At 63.1% G+C, this 14,369-nt stretch carries 14 protein-coding genes; 9 read left to right on the forward strand and 5 right to left on the reverse strand.

Annotated elements, in window-relative coordinates; genetic code table 11:
- Window positions 1–44: 44 nt before the first annotated feature.
- On the reverse strand, window positions 45–1,193 hold the full coding sequence (gene cprA / locus ACQKPS_RS02685) for a cationic peptide resistance protein CprA (RefSeq protein WP_427602560.1): 1,149 nt from the start codon (window positions 1,191–1,193) through the stop codon (window positions 45–47).
- A 130-nt stretch (window positions 1,194–1,323) separates the two neighbouring features.
- On the opposite strand from cprA, the gene ACQKPS_RS02690 reads away from it, so the two are divergent.
- Together ACQKPS_RS02690 and ACQKPS_RS02695 are read left to right on the forward strand one after the other, a co-directional pair.
- Window positions 1,324–1,716, forward strand: coding sequence for a hypothetical protein (locus tag ACQKPS_RS02690; protein ID WP_313201146.1), 393 nt, complete (start codon window positions 1,324–1,326; stop codon window positions 1,714–1,716).
- Window positions 1,709–1,993 carry a hypothetical protein gene (locus ACQKPS_RS02695; RefSeq protein ID WP_283724255.1) on the forward strand — a complete coding sequence of 95 codons (285 nt, stop codon included), beginning with the start codon at window positions 1,709–1,711 and terminating at the stop codon, window positions 1,991–1,993. The genes ACQKPS_RS02690 and ACQKPS_RS02695 overlap by 8 nt, the downstream gene beginning before the upstream one ends.
- Window positions 1,994–2,038: 45 nt before the next feature.
- On the opposite strand, the gene ACQKPS_RS02700 is transcribed toward ACQKPS_RS02695, so the two are convergent.
- Both ACQKPS_RS02700 and ACQKPS_RS02705 read right to left on the reverse strand, forming a co-directional pair.
- Window positions 2,039–3,226: an MFS transporter gene (locus tag ACQKPS_RS02700; protein WP_283724256.1), complete on the reverse strand. Its 1,188-nt coding sequence runs from the start codon at window positions 3,224–3,226 to the stop codon at window positions 2,039–2,041.
- 170 nt (window positions 3,227–3,396) lie between these two features.
- The gene (locus tag ACQKPS_RS02705) at window positions 3,397–4,776 is read right to left on the reverse strand and encodes an APC family permease (RefSeq protein ID WP_427602563.1); all 1,380 of its coding nucleotides are present in this window, start codon (window positions 4,774–4,776) and stop codon (window positions 3,397–3,399) included.
- Between the two features lie 313 nt (window positions 4,777–5,089).
- On the opposite strand from ACQKPS_RS02705, the gene ACQKPS_RS02710 reads away from it, so the two are divergent.
- The gene (locus ACQKPS_RS02710; RefSeq protein WP_427602565.1) at window positions 5,090–6,583 is read left to right on the forward strand and encodes an aldehyde dehydrogenase; all 1,494 of its coding nucleotides are present in this window, start codon (window positions 5,090–5,092) and stop codon (window positions 6,581–6,583) included.
- Between the two features lie 93 nt (window positions 6,584–6,676).
- Window positions 6,677–7,177: a peroxiredoxin gene (locus tag ACQKPS_RS02715; RefSeq protein ID WP_254479972.1), complete on the forward strand. Its 501-nt coding sequence runs from the start codon at window positions 6,677–6,679 to the stop codon at window positions 7,175–7,177.
- A 24-nt stretch (window positions 7,178–7,201) separates the two neighbouring features.
- Here ACQKPS_RS02715 and ACQKPS_RS02720 read toward each other — a convergent pair whose 3' ends face one another.
- On the reverse strand, window positions 7,202–8,137 hold the full coding sequence (locus ACQKPS_RS02720) for a LysR family transcriptional regulator (protein WP_427602567.1): 936 nt from the start codon (window positions 8,135–8,137) through the stop codon (window positions 7,202–7,204).
- 104 nt (window positions 8,138–8,241) lie between these two features.
- Between ACQKPS_RS02720 and ACQKPS_RS02725 the strand changes: the two genes are divergently transcribed.
- The gene (locus tag ACQKPS_RS02725; RefSeq protein WP_254479970.1) at window positions 8,242–8,994 is read left to right on the forward strand and encodes an SDR family NAD(P)-dependent oxidoreductase; all 753 of its coding nucleotides are present in this window, start codon (window positions 8,242–8,244) and stop codon (window positions 8,992–8,994) included.
- A 181-nt stretch (window positions 8,995–9,175) separates the two neighbouring features.
- Window positions 9,176–9,811, forward strand: coding sequence for a hypothetical protein (locus ACQKPS_RS02730; protein ID WP_427602570.1), 636 nt, complete (start codon window positions 9,176–9,178; stop codon window positions 9,809–9,811).
- A gap of 41 nt (window positions 9,812–9,852) precedes the next feature.
- Here ACQKPS_RS02730 and ACQKPS_RS02735 read toward each other — a convergent pair whose 3' ends face one another.
- On the reverse strand, window positions 9,853–10,395 hold the full coding sequence (locus ACQKPS_RS02735) for a hypothetical protein (protein ID WP_254479968.1): 543 nt from the start codon (window positions 10,393–10,395) through the stop codon (window positions 9,853–9,855).
- A gap of 183 nt (window positions 10,396–10,578) precedes the next feature.
- Here ACQKPS_RS02735 and ACQKPS_RS02740 point away from each other — a divergent pair, with 183 nt between their 5' ends.
- The 3 genes from ACQKPS_RS02740 to ACQKPS_RS02750 all read left to right on the forward strand — a co-directional run bounded on the left by ACQKPS_RS02740 (window position 10,579) and on the right by ACQKPS_RS02750 (window position 14,332).
- Window positions 10,579–11,202 (forward strand): dTMP kinase, encoded by a 624-nt coding sequence (locus tag ACQKPS_RS02740; RefSeq protein WP_427602572.1) that lies wholly within the window; start codon window positions 10,579–10,581, stop codon window positions 11,200–11,202.
- Between the two features lie 403 nt (window positions 11,203–11,605).
- A complete protein-coding gene (locus ACQKPS_RS02745) occupies window positions 11,606–13,153 on the forward strand; it encodes an AMP-binding protein (RefSeq protein ID WP_254479966.1) in 1,548 nt (515 codons plus the stop codon).
- Window positions 13,154–13,168: 15 nt separating this feature from the next.
- Entirely contained in the window at window positions 13,169–14,332 is a 1,164-nt protein-coding gene (locus ACQKPS_RS02750) for an acyl-CoA dehydrogenase family protein (RefSeq protein ID WP_254479965.1), read from the forward strand.
- Window positions 14,333–14,369: the final 37 nt, after the last annotated feature.

A 14,369-nucleotide genomic window follows, 5' to 3' on the forward strand; every position in this document is an offset into this window, starting at 1 on the left:
CACACATCTCCTGTGGGAGCGGGTTCATGCCGTGATGTGCCGGCTTACTTGAAATCCCACTGCATCTGGGTGGCGATGCTCACACCACTGGACGATTTCACGCACACATCCAGGTAATCGGTAAACCGCGGTGGCACGGCGATGCCTTCTTCAAGCAAACGGCTGTTGTCGAACAGGTAGTTGAGGTCGGCGAAGCCGCTGTACAGGCGCAGGGCACGCAATACCAGGCGTGGGTTGGCCGGGCCGATGCGCGCTTCGAAGTCCTGCGCCAGGCTCTTCAGGTCATCGACATCGACCTTGCGGTAACGCTCGCCCACCGGCGCCGCGCCATTGGCATGGGCAAAGGCCTGGTCGATCTCGGCAAAGGTGCAGGCGGCCTGGTGGCCGGCAGAGATGTGGTACAGGTTGTGCTCCAGGCGTGGCTTGAGGGTCAGGCCGATCAACGCCTCGGCGCAGTAGTCCACCGGGATCACGTCGATCTGTTCGTCAAGCTCGCAGGTGAAACTCTCCAGGGCAAAGCCCATGCGGAACACCCAGAAGATGCTCGCCGAAGCCTGGCAGCCGAGGGTGCGGTGGCCGACCACGATGGACGGGCGCGCCACCACCAGCGGCAGTTGCGGCAGTTGTTCGCTCATGCGTCGTTCGATTTCGGCCTTCGAGGCGGTGTAGTCGACCAACTGCTGCTCGGCAGCCGGGAACTCCCAGGACTCGCTGATCGGCGATTCGCGTTGCGGCCCGCAGCTCATCGCCGTGCCCACGTGCAGGAAGCGCTTGAGGCGCGTCGAGCGGCTCATCACTTCGGCGAAGGCGTAGGTGCCTTCGACATTGACCGGCCAGATGTTCGGGTTCTTCGAGAACGAGGCCACCGCCGCGCAGTTGATCACCCGATCGATTTGCATCAGCCGGGGTGTGGCGTCGGCCAGCCAGCGGGTATCGAGGAAGTCGCCGCATATGATCTGGTCGGCACGCAGGGCCAGGCAGTCACGCTCGGCAACGCCATGCTGGCGCAGGTTGTCGCGCAGGCGTTCGAGGCCTTGTTCAGCGCTGTCGGCGCGCACCAGGAAACACAGGTTGGCGCTACGGCCATTGGCAATCAACTGGGCCGTTACCGAACCGCCGAGAAACCCCGTGGCACCGGTCAGCAGTATATGTTCGTGAAGGTCGAAGTTAATGTGTGGGGCAGGCGCGTTCATAAACTTCCTCTGCAAAGTTTATTGGCTGTTATCGAGGTTTGAGCTCGTGCCTGGAGCGCGCAGGGACTGGCGTTCAGCTCGGAGCGGAGGCGATTGTCAGGCGGTTTGACGGGGGCTGGCAATTAACGAAATGCGGGTTTCATATGAAACAAAAGTTAATGAAAGTTGGGGCTTGATTAATCAGGGAATGCGCCATGCAAAGATGACACAGGGGGTGTTATCAAACAGTGAGATGAATGTGAAAAATAGCTTCACTGCACAGACGTTAACAGGCCCGAAAAAACCAGCCGCGAGCACAGCACGTGATGCCGCACGCGATTCACTGACCACTGCAAAAATTTATTTTCACAGCGGTGCCACTTTTTCGACATCACGACACTCCCACCCTTATGTGCTATCTCTTTCGGATGACGGGAGTGCCAGACAAAATGCCGCTGACGTTTACGCCACAACAGCAGTTGAGGAGCTGCGCGATACAGTTGATGTGCCCGCGCGCGGGGGAACTGCTAGCACGCATGAATGAGGCTTTGTCGCAAAGCCCGGAGGCTCGTGAGCGTGAGGAGCTCTCGGAGACGCTATTGGCGCGCATCGAGGACATGGTGGCCAACAAACCCCAGGCAACGGCGTTTTTTGCCTATCAGCTGCATGCCTGGAGTAACGAAGGCTACCTGCCGCCGCACAGCGTCACGGCGTTGTACATGGTGGGCAAGGCATTGCACGGCAGTGCGGCGCAGGAAGTCGAACTGGCGCCGTCGACCAGGGTCTCGCTGGAACGCTTGCTGGGCATTACCCAGCGTTGATCCCGGCCCGTCGCGGCAAGCCTGCGAAGAGGCCGGTAAAGGGGCTCAGTGCCCGCCCTTCATACGGCGTGCCACCAGATAGATCAGCAACCCCGCCAAGGCGGTTGCAGCACCGATGTAACCGGTGCTGGTCCAGCCCAGGCCGGCGCTGATGGCCATGCCGCCCAGCCAGGGGCCCAGGGCGTTGGCCAGGTTGAAGGCGGCATGGTTGGAAGCGGCCGCCAGGCTTGGCGCTTCATGGGCGATGTCCATCAGGCGGATCTGCAGTGGCGCGGCCAGGGCGATCATGGTGCCGACCAGGCCGATTCCCAACAGCACCGACCACAGCGCCTGGGCGGCGAAGCTGAAGAACAGCAGCACCGCCGCCGACCACACCAGCACGATGCCCACGGCGCGGAACTGCAGGCGGTCGAACAGCTTGCCGCCGGCAATGTTACCGATGATGCCGCCAGCGCCGAACGCGGCCAGGCCGAAGGGGATCCATTGCGGCGCTACCTGGGTAACCTGCAGCATGGTCGGTGCCAGATAACTGAATACGCAGAACATGCCGGCAAAGCCGATCGCAGCAATGCCCAAGGCCATCCATACCTGCGGCAGGGTAAAGGCTTGCAGTTCCTTGCGCGGGTCGCTGCGGGGCTCATCGTCGGGTTGCGGCACGTATCGCCAGACCAGGGCAATGGTGCACAGGGCGATGGTACCGACCAAAACGAACGCCGAACGCCAGCCGAACAACTGGCCGAGGAAGGTTGCCACCGGGTTGCCCAACAGCATCGCCAGGGTCAGGCCCATCATCACCCGTGCCACGGCGCCGGCGCGCTGGTTGCTCGGCACCATGCTCGACGCCACCACGGCGGCGATGCCGAAGTAGGCGCCATGGGGCAGGCCGCTGATGAAGCGGAAGGCCACCATGCTGGTGAATGACGGGGCAAAGGCGGTGGCCAGGTTGCCGATGGCATAAAGCGCCATCAGCCACAGCAGCATGTGCTTGCGCAGCAGCTTGGCACCGAGGATGGCCAGGGTCGGGGCGCCGACCACCACACCCAGCGCGTAGGCGCTGATGGCATGGCCAACTTGTGGCTCGCTCAGTTGCAAGTGGCTGGCGATATCGGGCATCAGGCCCATGATGGCGAATTCGCCGGTGCCGATGGCGAAGCTGCCTAGCGCCATGGCAGCTTCCATCTTGCCGACGTTGCCCTTGGTCGTGGCGAGCGGCGGTAATTCCTGAACAGACATTGCGGTCCCTTATGAAACATGCTGAAACGTTTAATGAGGGATCATATCATTCAGGAGATTGGTTGAGCGCAATGGGGTAGGTCGATAGCCTTGTTGCGCTTGTAAGATCGAGCGCCGCCCGCGCGGCGCTCGATCTTACAGGCGCTGAAGAACTCCAGGCATGCACCCTGTCATTCAGCCATCTGCAACTCGGGCAACTTCACCCGAAATGCCTTGGTCAGCCCGAGCAGGCACAGGAACCCCACGCCCATCCAGCTCAAGCCAATGGTGAAGGACATGCTCGACAGGCTGGTCCACAGCCAGATCGTGCCAAGGAAGCCGAGTGCCGGAATCGCCCCGTACAGCAGGCAGTTGCGCATCCCTCGCAACTGCTGGTCGACCAGGTAGTGTTTGACCACTGCCAGGTTCACCGCCGAAAAGGCGAACAGGGCGCCGAAGCTGATCATGTTGGCCACGGTATCCAAGGTGATGAACAGCGCCACCAGCGACAGCAGGCTGACCAGCATGATCGCCATCGCCGGCACGCGTTTCTTGGTCACCAGCTGGCCAAACATCCGCGGCAGCGCGCCATCACGGCCCATGGCGAACAGCACCCGTGACACGCTGGCCTGGGACACCATCGCCGAGGCGAAGCAGCCGGCCACATAGGTCGCGGTGAAGGCCGTCACCAGGTATTCGCCGCCGACCCGGCGCATCACGTCTACCGACGCCGAATCCGGGTCGGCGAAGCTGGCCCAGTCGGGGAACACCATCTGCGCGCAGTACGACACCACCAGGAACAGCAGGCCACCGATCAGCGACACCGCCATGATCGCCTGCGGGATGCGCCGGGTCGGGTTGCTGGTTTCCTCGGCCATGGTCGACACCGCATCGAAGCCGAGGAACGACAGGCACAGCACCGCCGCGCCGGTCATGATCAGTGGCACGCTGAAACCTTCATGGTGGAACGGCGCCAGCAGCGACACTGGCGCGGCCTGGCTGTCCATGTGGCGAATCGACAGGGCGACGAACACCACGATGAACACCAGCTGGGCCACCACCAGCACCCAGTTGACCCGGGTGATCGACTCGATGCCGATCAGGTTGAGAAAGGTCACCAGCGCGATCGACCCGGCCACCCACACCCAGGCATGGATGGCCGGGAAGTACTCGGACATGTAGATGCCGATCAACAGGTAGCTGAGCAGCGGCAGGAAGATGTAGTCGAGCAGCAAGGTCCAGCCGGCGATAAAGCCGAAGTGGCTGCCGAAGGCCTTGCGTGTGTAGGTGTAGACCGAACCGGAGTAGGGATGGGCCTGGACCATGCGCCCGTAACTGTAGGCCGTCAGCAGCATGGCGGCGAGGGTGAGGATGTAGGCGATGGGCAGGTGGCCCTTGGTCATCTGGGTGACCAGCCCGTAGGTGGTGAAGACGGCAAGCGGGACCATGTAGGCGAGGCCGAACAGGACCAGCGCGGTCATGCCCATGGACGTTCTGAAACGGCCTGAAGGGTTGCTGGCTGACGTAGGCTGATGGTGATGGGGCTGGGCTGTAGTTGTTGTTGTATGCATGGCTGACTCCTGAAATGGGATGCAGGAAGCTGCAGTAGGCGAGCGGGCTCGCTACTGGTGAGGGCGTTGGGGTGGGCCGGGATGGCGCTTGGAATGGCGCGGCTCGAATGCTCCCACACTCGGGGAGGCCTCGAAATCACCCTTTGGGGGGAGCTTTGCGCGCCAGTCGCGCAAACCCTGGCGCCCGTCGCTGGCGAGCATTTTCCTCTGCAAGGGGCAGCAAAAAGCTGGTTTCGCCGGGCCTGTGGCTGGGCCAAGAATGTTGGCCAGACCCATAACAATCGGACCGCAGGGACGGTCGTCAGGAGTGTGTATGTACGATCTCGGATACTGGCAACAGCGCGCGGCAGGCCTGGGCTTGCGAGACAAGGCCTTGATCGGCGCTCGCCAGCTGGATGCAGCCAACGGTGCAACGTTCGACGCCATCAACCCCGCAACCAACCAGCTGCTCGCCCGTGTCGCTGCCTGTGACCAGGCCGACGTCGACCTCGCCGTCAGCACGGCGCGCAAGGCGTTCGAACAAGGGCCTTGGCCGCGCATGGCGCCCGTCGAGCGCAAGAAGGTACTGCTGCGCCTGGCCGAGCTGATCATGGCCCATCGCGAGGAACTGGCGCTGCTGGACTCGCTGAACATGGGCAAGCCGGTCATGGATGCGTACAACATCGACGTCCCCGGTTCGGCCCATGTCTTCGCCTGGTACGGCGAGGCGCTCGACAAGCTCTACGACCAGGTCGCACCGACTGCCGCCAATGCCCTGGCCACGATCACCCGCGAAGCACTGGGTGTGGTAGCCGCAGTGGTGCCGTGGAACTTCCCGCTCGACATGGCCGCCTGGAAACTCGCCCCGGCGCTGGCAGCCGGCAACAGTGTAGTGCTCAAGCCCGCCGAGCAATCGCCATTCTCGGCTTTGCGCCTGGCCGAGCTGGCGCTGGAGGCCGGCCTGCCGGAAGGCGTGCTCAACGTGGTCCCGGGCCTTGGCGAAACGGCAGGGCGTGCGCTGGGCCTGCACCCGGACGTCGATTGCCTGGTGTTCACCGGGTCTACCCAGGTCGGCAAGTACTTCATGCAGTACTCGGCCCAGTCCAACCTCAAGCAGGTGTGGCTGGAGTGTGGCGGCAAGAGCCCGAACCTGGTGTTCGCCGACTGCCAGGACCTGGACCTGGCAGCCGAGAAGGCTGCCTTTGGCATCTTCTTCAACCAGGGCGAGGTGTGCTCGGCCAACTCGCGGCTTTATGTACAGCGCTCGATCCATGACGCGTTCATCGAACGCCTGCAGGCCAAGGCCCGCCAGTGGCAGCCAGGCAACCCGCTGGACCCGGCCAGCCGTGCGGGTGCCATCGTCGACGCCGAGCAGACCATGCGCATCGCACGGGCCATCGGCCAGGCCCATGAGCAAGGTGCACGGCTGGTCTGCGGCGGGCAACGCCTGACCATCGGGACCTCGGACAACTTTATCGAGCCGACCATCTTCGCCGGAGTCGACCACCGCATGAGCCTGGCCCGGGACGAGGTGTTCGGCCCGGTGCTGGCGGTCAGTGCGTTCGATACCGAGGAAGAGGCGATCGGCCTGGCCAATGACAGCCTCTACGGCTTGGCGGCGTCGGTGTGGAGCGATGACCTGAACCGGGCGCACCGGGTTGCCCGTGCGCTCAAGGCCGGTACGGTCTCGGTGAACACCGTCGATGCACTGGACGTGACCGTGCCGTTTGGTGGTGGCAAACAGTCCGGGTTCGGCCGCGACCTGTCGCTGCATTCGTTCGACAAGTACTCGCAGTTGAAGACCACCTGGTATCAGCTGCGCGGGTGATACAAGCAGGTACACGCCAGGTGCACCGTGTACCCGGCCGGGTGGATTGCGGCATCATGGCAGCTCGACCATTCACGTATCCAGGAGACAACGATGATCAAGCCCGGCGAGCAACTGCCAGACATCACCCTGTACGAATACAACAACAGCGAGGGCGCCTGCCCGATCGGACCGAATGCGTTCCCGGTGCGTGAGCGCTGCAAGCAGAAGAAGGTGGTGATCTTCGGTTTGCCCGGCGCCTTCACGCCCACCTGTTCCGAGCGCCACGTACCCGGTTACATCGCCGCGGCGCCGGACCTGTTCGCGGCCGGTGTTGACGAGATTCTCTGCGTTTCGGTGAATGACGCCTTCGTCATGAACGCCTGGGGCAACAGCCTGCAGGTAGGCGACGCGGTGAAGATGATCGGCGACGGCAATGGCGAGTTCAGCGACGCGCTGGGGCTGATCCAGGACCTCTCGGCCCGTGGCCTGGGGCGGCGTTCGCAGCGCTATGCCATGGTGGTTGACGATGGCGTGGTCAAGCACATTGCGGTGGAGGCGCCTGGCAAGTTCGAGGTCAGCGACGCGGCGAGCCTGCTGGCCGTGGTGCGCTGAGTCAGCCCACCAGGCCTTTGGCATTCACGCCGGTGATATTGTCGACGGCTGCAATTGCCACTGCGGGTTCGACAACCGCTCGACGAAAAACTCGGCCAGGGCCTGGACCTTGCGTGGCCGGGTGCGCGCGGACGGGGTTACGAAGTACAGCCCTCCCTGGGTCATTCGCCATTCGGGCAGAAGGTGTACGAGGCGGCCGTCGGCCAGGTACTCGGCGGCCATGAATTCCGGTAGCTCGGCAATCGCCATGCCTGCCAGCAGGGGCGCGATCAGGGCATCCGCATTGGTCACCCGCAGAGGCCCATGGGGCGTCACGTCCTGCTCGCTGCCGTTGCCGTGGTTGAAGCGCCACACCTGGCTGCGGGCGCGATAGGCGTAGCTCATGCAGGCATGGCCAGCCAGTTCGCGCGGGTGCGTGAGCTGACCGTGGCGAGCAAGGTAGGACGGCGCGGCCACCAGGTACTGGCTGACCGGACAGATACGCCGCGCCACCAGCGACGAGTCGGGCAGGGCGGCGATGCGCAAGGCGGCATCGAAGCCATCGGCGACCAGGTCGACGGTTGAATCGGACAGATGCAGGTCGATTTCCAGTTCAGGGTAGTGTGCCAGCAGTTCGGGCAGCAGCGGCGCAACCCAACGCAAGCCGAAGGACATCGGCACTGCCAGGCGCACCAGCCCGCGTGGCTGCAACGACAGCTCCTGGGCCGCACTTTCCATTTCTTCAGCCTGGCGATACAGCGCGCTGGCTTGCTCGACCATGCGCTGGCCGAATTCCGTCAGTGAGAGCTGGCGCGAGGTGCGGTTGAACAGGCGCGCACCCAGCCGTTCTTCGAGGCGCGCTACCGCACGCGATACGGTGGGTACCGAAACGCCCATGGCGCGTGAGGCGGCGGCGTAGGAGCCTTCTTCGGCCACTTTGGCGAACATCGCCAGGCCTTCGAAATCCGGGATTCTTGACATTTCATTTCTGCAATGATGGCTTTCAAATGATTCTATTTTGAAAAGACCTGCAGGTCGATACGCTTCTCCCCACAGCCACTCACCACCTCAACGGGAGAAACACCATGAGCAAGAAACTCGAAGGCAAGATCGCACTGGTCACTGGCGGCACCACCGGCATCGGCCTGGCCACGGCAAAACGCTTTGCCGAGGAGGGCGCCCATGTCTACATCACCGGGCGTCGCCAGGCGGAACTGGACAAGGCTGTGGCGCAGGTGGGCAATGCCACCGGCATTGCGGTCGACTCCACCCGGCTGGAGCAACTGGACGCACTCTACGCCCGCATCGCTCAGGAAAAGGGGCGCCTGGACGTGCTGTTCGCCAACGCTGGCGGGGGTTCCATGCTGCCGTTGGGTGACATCACCGAGGCTCACTACGACGATACCTTCGACCGCAACGTGAAGGGTGTCCTGTTCACCGTGCAAAAGGCCTTGCCGCTGCTGGCGCAGAACGCGTCGATCATCCTGACCGGCTCCACGGCAGGCAGCTCCGGCACGGCGGCATTCAGCGTGTATTCGGCTTCCAAGGCGGCCGTTCGCGCCTTTGCCCGTAGCTGGATTCTTGACCTGAAGGATCGCGCGGTCAGGGTCAACACCCTCAGCCCGGGCGCAACGCGCACGCCAGGGTTGGTCGACCTCGCCGGGCCGGATGCCGCGCAACAGCAGGGCCTGCTCGATTACCTCGCAGCGCAGGTGCCGCTGGGCCGCGTAGGGGAACCGGTCGAAATCGCCAATGCTGCGGTGTTCCTGGCCAGCGATGATGCCAGCTTCGTCAACGGCGCCGAGCTGTTCGTGGACGGTGGCCAGGCGCAGATCTGAGCCTCATCAGGCGAAATACGGGCGGAGTACAGATGTACTCCCGCTTGTAAACCGCCATCAGCCCGACAAGCCGCGGACCGTTGCCCCTTCCAATGAAGGCCTTTTGATATCAATGAAAGTTCCTTAGAATGCAGGCCGCCTTTCGCTCGAAGGGTGCCCTGTAATTTTCAAGGAAGTCGAAATGCAATTTGCAAAAGTCATGGGCCTGGCCCTCGCCCTGAGCCTCGGTGGTTGCGCCAGTTTCACCAAGGACGAGGTGGCACCCGTCGACCTGCCGTCGATGGCAAGCTATGTCAACAAACCCAATGTCTACGTGGACTTCGACTTCTTCCAGGGTGACCCCGAAGGTTCCAAGGCCAGTGAAATGCCGCAAGCCCGGGACATGCTCAAGCCGGAACTCAAGCGCGCTTTCAACGAGTCGGGCTTGTTCGGTCGCGTTACCTTCGATGAATTCGAAAAGCAGCCAGGCGATTACAGCTTGCGCCTGAAGGTCTACAACCATGCGCCGAGTGGCGGACAGATGGCGCTGGCCTTCATCAGTGGCCTGACCTTGACCGTCATTCCCGCCATGGCCACCGACCAGTACACAATGAGCCTGGAGACCCTGGATGAGCAGGGCACACCGCTGACCAAGAACCAGAATCACGACGCGATCAATACCTGGATGGGCATCTGGTTCCTGCCGCTGGCCGGCAATACGCCGAAAGCGGCCGTCACCGACACCTTCAATCGCCAGGTCAATGCATTGCTGAAGCACTGGGTGGAAAACAACCGCCTGAAATATTCGGCTGGCGAAACCCGCCTTCCACGTGCCTGAGCCAAAAAAAGCAAGAGCCGCAATTGCGGCTCTTGTTTTGTTTACTTCAAGGCCTGTACGAATTGCGGGTCGCTGTACAGCGACTTGAGCAAGGCCTGCAGCATCGGGTTGTAGTTGTTGGCCGCTGTCGGGATCGCGATCGGCCCGAAGAAGCTGCTGCCCCAGTCGCGTGTCACGTCCTTGGTCGATTCGTAAAGCACCTGGTCGCCTTGGCGCAGGGTGAAACGCGCTGCCAGTTCGCCATGCCCGTTGGCCACGCCAGAGTTGAGCTGACTTTTCACCAGTTGTACGTGCAGCTGTCGATCAGCCTCGGGATCGAGCAGGCCCGCATGGCGAAGTTCATCGTTGATGGCTGTTTGAATGTGCAGCGGAATGTTGCCGGCTGGTGAGGAAATCGGGTTCAGGCGCACCATCAGCGAGCCTTGCCCGGCGTCAGCCTGCACCTGCGCTTCGCGCACGGCTTGCAGGGGCGCGTTCTGCTTCAACTGCTGGACGTTCTGGTAGTTGGCTTCGTAACGGGCCATCGTCACACCGCAGCCTTGCAACAGCAACACAAACGGGGCGACCAGGTAAAGCTTGTTCACGGCGGATCCTTGCGTGTCATGGAAGAACGCGATTATCGATAAGTGTCACTATGCCATCAAGCATGGAGTGCAAATGTACGCCTGCCGGTAAACCGCCATCAGGCCGACATGCGAGACCGTGGCCAGCTTTCAGTGCATCATGTCCATCTCCTTATCCAGACCCGCTCCCCACCGTACCGAAGAATGAAACGTCCGCTATTTGTTGCGCTAGATGGCCCGAAGGGCACTGGCAAGACCACACTGCTGGAGGCCATTACCCAGGCCCTGCGCGCAGACAAGCGCAAGGTGGTACGGCTTTGCGAGAAGAAAAGCGACCCGTTCCGGGGTGAGACCATGGCCCTGGTAAACCACCTGGTGAGAAACCCCAGTAAGGAGCTGGAGCTGGAAGTCTGTGCACGCCTGGCCGACAGCCGTGCGTGGATTTCCCGACACGTGCTGCCCAGGCAACCTGAGGACAGCATCATCCTGATCGATCGCTGGTACCCCTCCGATGCCGCGTTTCGCCGCACAGTCCCGTTTGCCGAGATTCTGCACATGAACCAGGCGCGCAATGTGCAGGTGCCAGACCTGCATGTCGGGGTTGTCACCTCGCCCGATACGTCGTGGGCGAGGGCGGCGGCACGCACACGTGGGCTGGGCAGCACGGTGATCCACAAGCTCGATGAACAGATCGCCTGTACCGACGCGTTCGAGCGGGCGGTGGCGGAGCATGGCTGGATGCTGTGCCGCAACGAAGGCACGCTCGCCCAGGCGACCAGCCAGGTGGTTGCCGAGATCCAGCGCGTGCTGGGCCTGCGGCGTCCTTGAGATTGTTTCCTCGTTGCACAAAAGTTGTGCCTGCCGCCACGCCTGCCTGAGGCTTGGAACAGCAATTGCTGTAGCCCGGTGAAACACCACAAAGTGGGTGATACGGCAATGCTCCTCGAAGCCCGCTGCTGCCTGTTTCCGGTCGCCATCTTCATACCTCTGCGCCACGGCCCGCGCCGCCTTGGCTTGGGTGTGCAGTACCCATTGTTGGGGCAATGTGCGTTGGCTAGCCCCGGCGGGCAAGGCGGTACAGGGGCCATAGCCAGCACATCAGGCAGCGCGCGTCGGCAGGCGGTTCACGCCAGCTAATAACGGTATGGCCGGCATCTGAATCCTGTATTAGGCCTGGCTGTGCACGGCTGTTTAGCATCGTCGATGTCTTCCTGTCGACGAGAACAACAACGTGAACCTTGGAAAGATCATCACCCGCAGTGCCCACTACTGGCCGGACCACATCGCCGTGGCCGACAGTCAGAACCGTGTGACCTACGCCCAGCTGGAACGCCGCAGCAACCGCCTGGCCTCAGGGCTGGCTGCGTTGGGCGTGAGCGTGGGCGAGCATGTGGCGATCCTCGCCGCCAACCGCGTGGAGCTGGTCGAAGCGGAAGTCGCGCTGTACAAGGCGGCGATGGTCAAGGTGCCGATCAATGCGCGGCTGTCAGTGGATGAAGTGGTTCGGGTACTGGAAGACTCCTGCAGCGTCGCGGTGATCACCGACGCCCGCTTTGCCGAGGCCCTGGCCACGCGGCGCGCGGAGTTGCCGCTGCTGCGCCAGCTGATCGTGCTGGAGGGTGAGGGAGGCGACCTCGGCTATGGCGCGTTGCTTGAGCGCGGTAGCGAAACAGCGCTGCACCTGGACCCGGCCGACGACGCCCTGGCCGTGCTGCACTACACCTCCGGCAGTTCGGGGGTGCTGAAGGCCGCCATGCTGTCGTTCGGCAACCGCAAGGCGCTGGTGCGTAAGAGCATTGCCAGCCCCACGCGGCGCTCCGCACCTGGGGACGTCATGGCCCACGTCGGGCCGATCACCCATGCCAGCGGCATGCAGATCATGCCGCTGCTGGCGGTGGGGGCCTGCAACCTGTTGCTGGACCGCTACGACGATCGCCTGTTGCTCGAGACCATCGAGCGTGAACGGGTGACGCGGCTGTTCCTGGTCCCGGCGATGATCAACCGGCTGGTCAATTACCCGGGCGTCGAGCGCTTCGACCTGTCCAGCCTGAAGCTGGTGATGTACGGCGCCGCACCGATGGCGCCGTCGTTGGTGAAAAAAGCCATCGAACTGTTCGGGCCGATCCTCGCACAAGGCTATGGCGCGGGCGAAACATGCTCGCTGGTGACCGTGCTGACCGAGCAGGACCACTTGGTGGAGGATGGCGACTACCAGCGCCTGGCCTCCTGCGGGCGTTGCTATTTCGAGACCGACCTGCGGGTGGTCAACGAGGCATTCGAGGATGTGCTGCCCGGCGAGGTCGGTGAAATCGTGGTCAAGGGGCCGGATGTCATGCAGGGCTACTGGCGCGCGCCGGAGCTTACCGCCGAAGTCATGCGTGACGGCTACTACCTCACCGGCGACCTGGCGACGGTCGACGCCCAGGGCTACGTGTTCATCGTCGACCGCAAGAAGGAAATGATCATTTCCGGTGGCTTCAACGTGTACCCCAGCGAAGTCGAGCAGGTGATCCATGGCTTCCCCGAAGTGTTCGAGGTGGCGGTGGTCGGCGTGCCCGACCCACAGTGGGGCGAAGCGGTGCGCGCGGTGGTGGTGCTCAAGCCAGGGGCGCAGCTGGAGGCCGCCGAACTCATCGAGCGGTGCGGGCGTGCGCTGGCCGGTTTCAAGAAGCCGCGCGGCGTCGATTTTGTCAGCGAACTGCCGAAAAACCCCAATGGCAAGGTGGTGCGCCGCCTGGTCCGGGACACCTACTGGCAACACAGCGAACGTCGTATCTGACCAGGGAGCATCACCATGTATCAACCAAGTGCAAAGGCTGCGCAGATCATTGAAGCGATCGAGGGTTTCGTTCGCGACCAGGTTCGGCCGCTGGAAAGCCAGGCGCAGCTGAGCTGGGCACGGCCGCATCCGCAGGCGGTGCTGCAGGAGGTGTGGAAGCGCTCCAGCGCGCAAGGCTTGTACACCATCATGCTGCCGGAAAGCATGGGCGGGGCCGGCCTCAACGTGGCCGACCTGTGCGCGGTCAAGGAGGCAACGGTGCTGACCGGCTCGATGCTCGCGCCGCATGTGCTGGGTGAGCTGTCCGGGCCGCCGCGGGTCGGCCATCTGTTCAAGGTGGCCAGCCCCTATCAGGTCGAGACCTTTCTGAAGCCGGTGTGCCGTGCCGAAAAAGCCGTGTGCTTCGCACTGACCGAAGCTGAGGCCGGTTCGGATGCGACCGCCATTGCCACGCAGGCCCGCCGCGACGGTGACCACTATGTATTGAGCGGCAGCAAGCGCTACATCTCCGGTGCCACTTACGCCGACCTGGCGGTGTTGCTGGCGGTGACCGGGCCGGGGCAGGGCGCGCAAGGCATTTCGGCGTTCTTCGTCGACCTCAAGGCCCCGGGGGTGCGAATCGACAGTGACTATGCGGTGATGTCCGGTGGCGGTGCCCACGCTGACATCGTGCTCGATCAGGTGCGGGTGCCGGCGGCCAACCTGATCGGTGAACCGGGGCAGGGCTTCAAGCTGGCGATGGGGCGCATAACCCTAAACCGCCTGCTGCATTGCCCGACACTGCTGGGCATGGCCGGGCTGGCCTTGAACCTGTCGGTCGAGCATGCGCGCAGCCGCAAGCAGTTTGGGCAACCGATCGCCATGTTCCAGGCGGTCAACCACATGATCGCCGACATGGCCACCGAGCTGCATGCAGCACGCAGCATGGTCTACGCCACGGCGCAGGTGAATGACGCCGGCGGCGACATCCGCACCCAGGCGCCGATGTGCAAGCTGTTCGTGTCCGAAGCCGCCTTCCGCATCGCCGACAAGGCGGTGCAGGTGCATGGCGGCGCCGGCTTGATGCAGGGCCACCCGGTGGAATGGATTTTCCGTGCCACGCGGATGATGCGTATCCTCACCGGCACCAGCGAGATCCAGCGCAACACCATCGCCAAAGGCGTGCTGATGCCTGCCTGACCCATGGGCCGCCGCTGCGGCGGCCCTTTTGGCAATC

The organism is Pseudomonas sp. NPDC086566, assembly GCF_050280885.1.
GTDB classification, from domain to species: Bacteria; Pseudomonadota; Gammaproteobacteria; order Pseudomonadales; family Pseudomonadaceae; genus Aquipseudomonas; species Aquipseudomonas vlassakiae.

Bases quoted from the DNA above. Each gene is read 5' to 3' on its own strand.
- cprA (WP_427602560.1), bottom strand. From the start codon at position 1,193: ATGAACGCGCCTGCCCCACACATTAACTTCGACCTTCACGAACATATA.
- ACQKPS_RS02690 (WP_313201146.1), top strand. From the start codon at position 1,324: ATGCGGGTTTCATATGAAACAAAAGTTAATGAAAGTTGGGGCTTGATT.
- ACQKPS_RS02695 (WP_283724255.1), top strand. From the start codon at position 1,709: ATGAATGAGGCTTTGTCGCAAAGCCCGGAGGCTCGTGAGCGTGAGGAG.
- ACQKPS_RS02700 (WP_283724256.1), bottom strand. From the start codon at position 3,226: ATGTCTGTTCAGGAATTACCGCCGCTCGCCACGACCAAGGGCAACGTC.
- ACQKPS_RS02705 (WP_427602563.1), bottom strand. From the start codon at position 4,776: ATGCATACAACAACAACTACAGCCCAGCCCCATCACCATCAGCCTACG.
- ACQKPS_RS02710 (WP_427602565.1), top strand. From the start codon at position 5,090: ATGTACGATCTCGGATACTGGCAACAGCGCGCGGCAGGCCTGGGCTTG.
- ACQKPS_RS02715 (WP_254479972.1), top strand. From the start codon at position 6,677: ATGATCAAGCCCGGCGAGCAACTGCCAGACATCACCCTGTACGAATAC.
- ACQKPS_RS02720 (WP_427602567.1), bottom strand. From the start codon at position 8,137: ATGTCAAGAATCCCGGATTTCGAAGGCCTGGCGATGTTCGCCAAAGTG.
- ACQKPS_RS02725 (WP_254479970.1), top strand. From the start codon at position 8,242: ATGAGCAAGAAACTCGAAGGCAAGATCGCACTGGTCACTGGCGGCACC.
- ACQKPS_RS02730 (WP_427602570.1), top strand. From the start codon at position 9,176: ATGCAATTTGCAAAAGTCATGGGCCTGGCCCTCGCCCTGAGCCTCGGT.
- ACQKPS_RS02740 (WP_427602572.1), top strand. From the start codon at position 10,579: ATGAAACGTCCGCTATTTGTTGCGCTAGATGGCCCGAAGGGCACTGGC.
- ACQKPS_RS02750 (WP_254479965.1), top strand. From the start codon at position 13,169: ATGTATCAACCAAGTGCAAAGGCTGCGCAGATCATTGAAGCGATCGAG.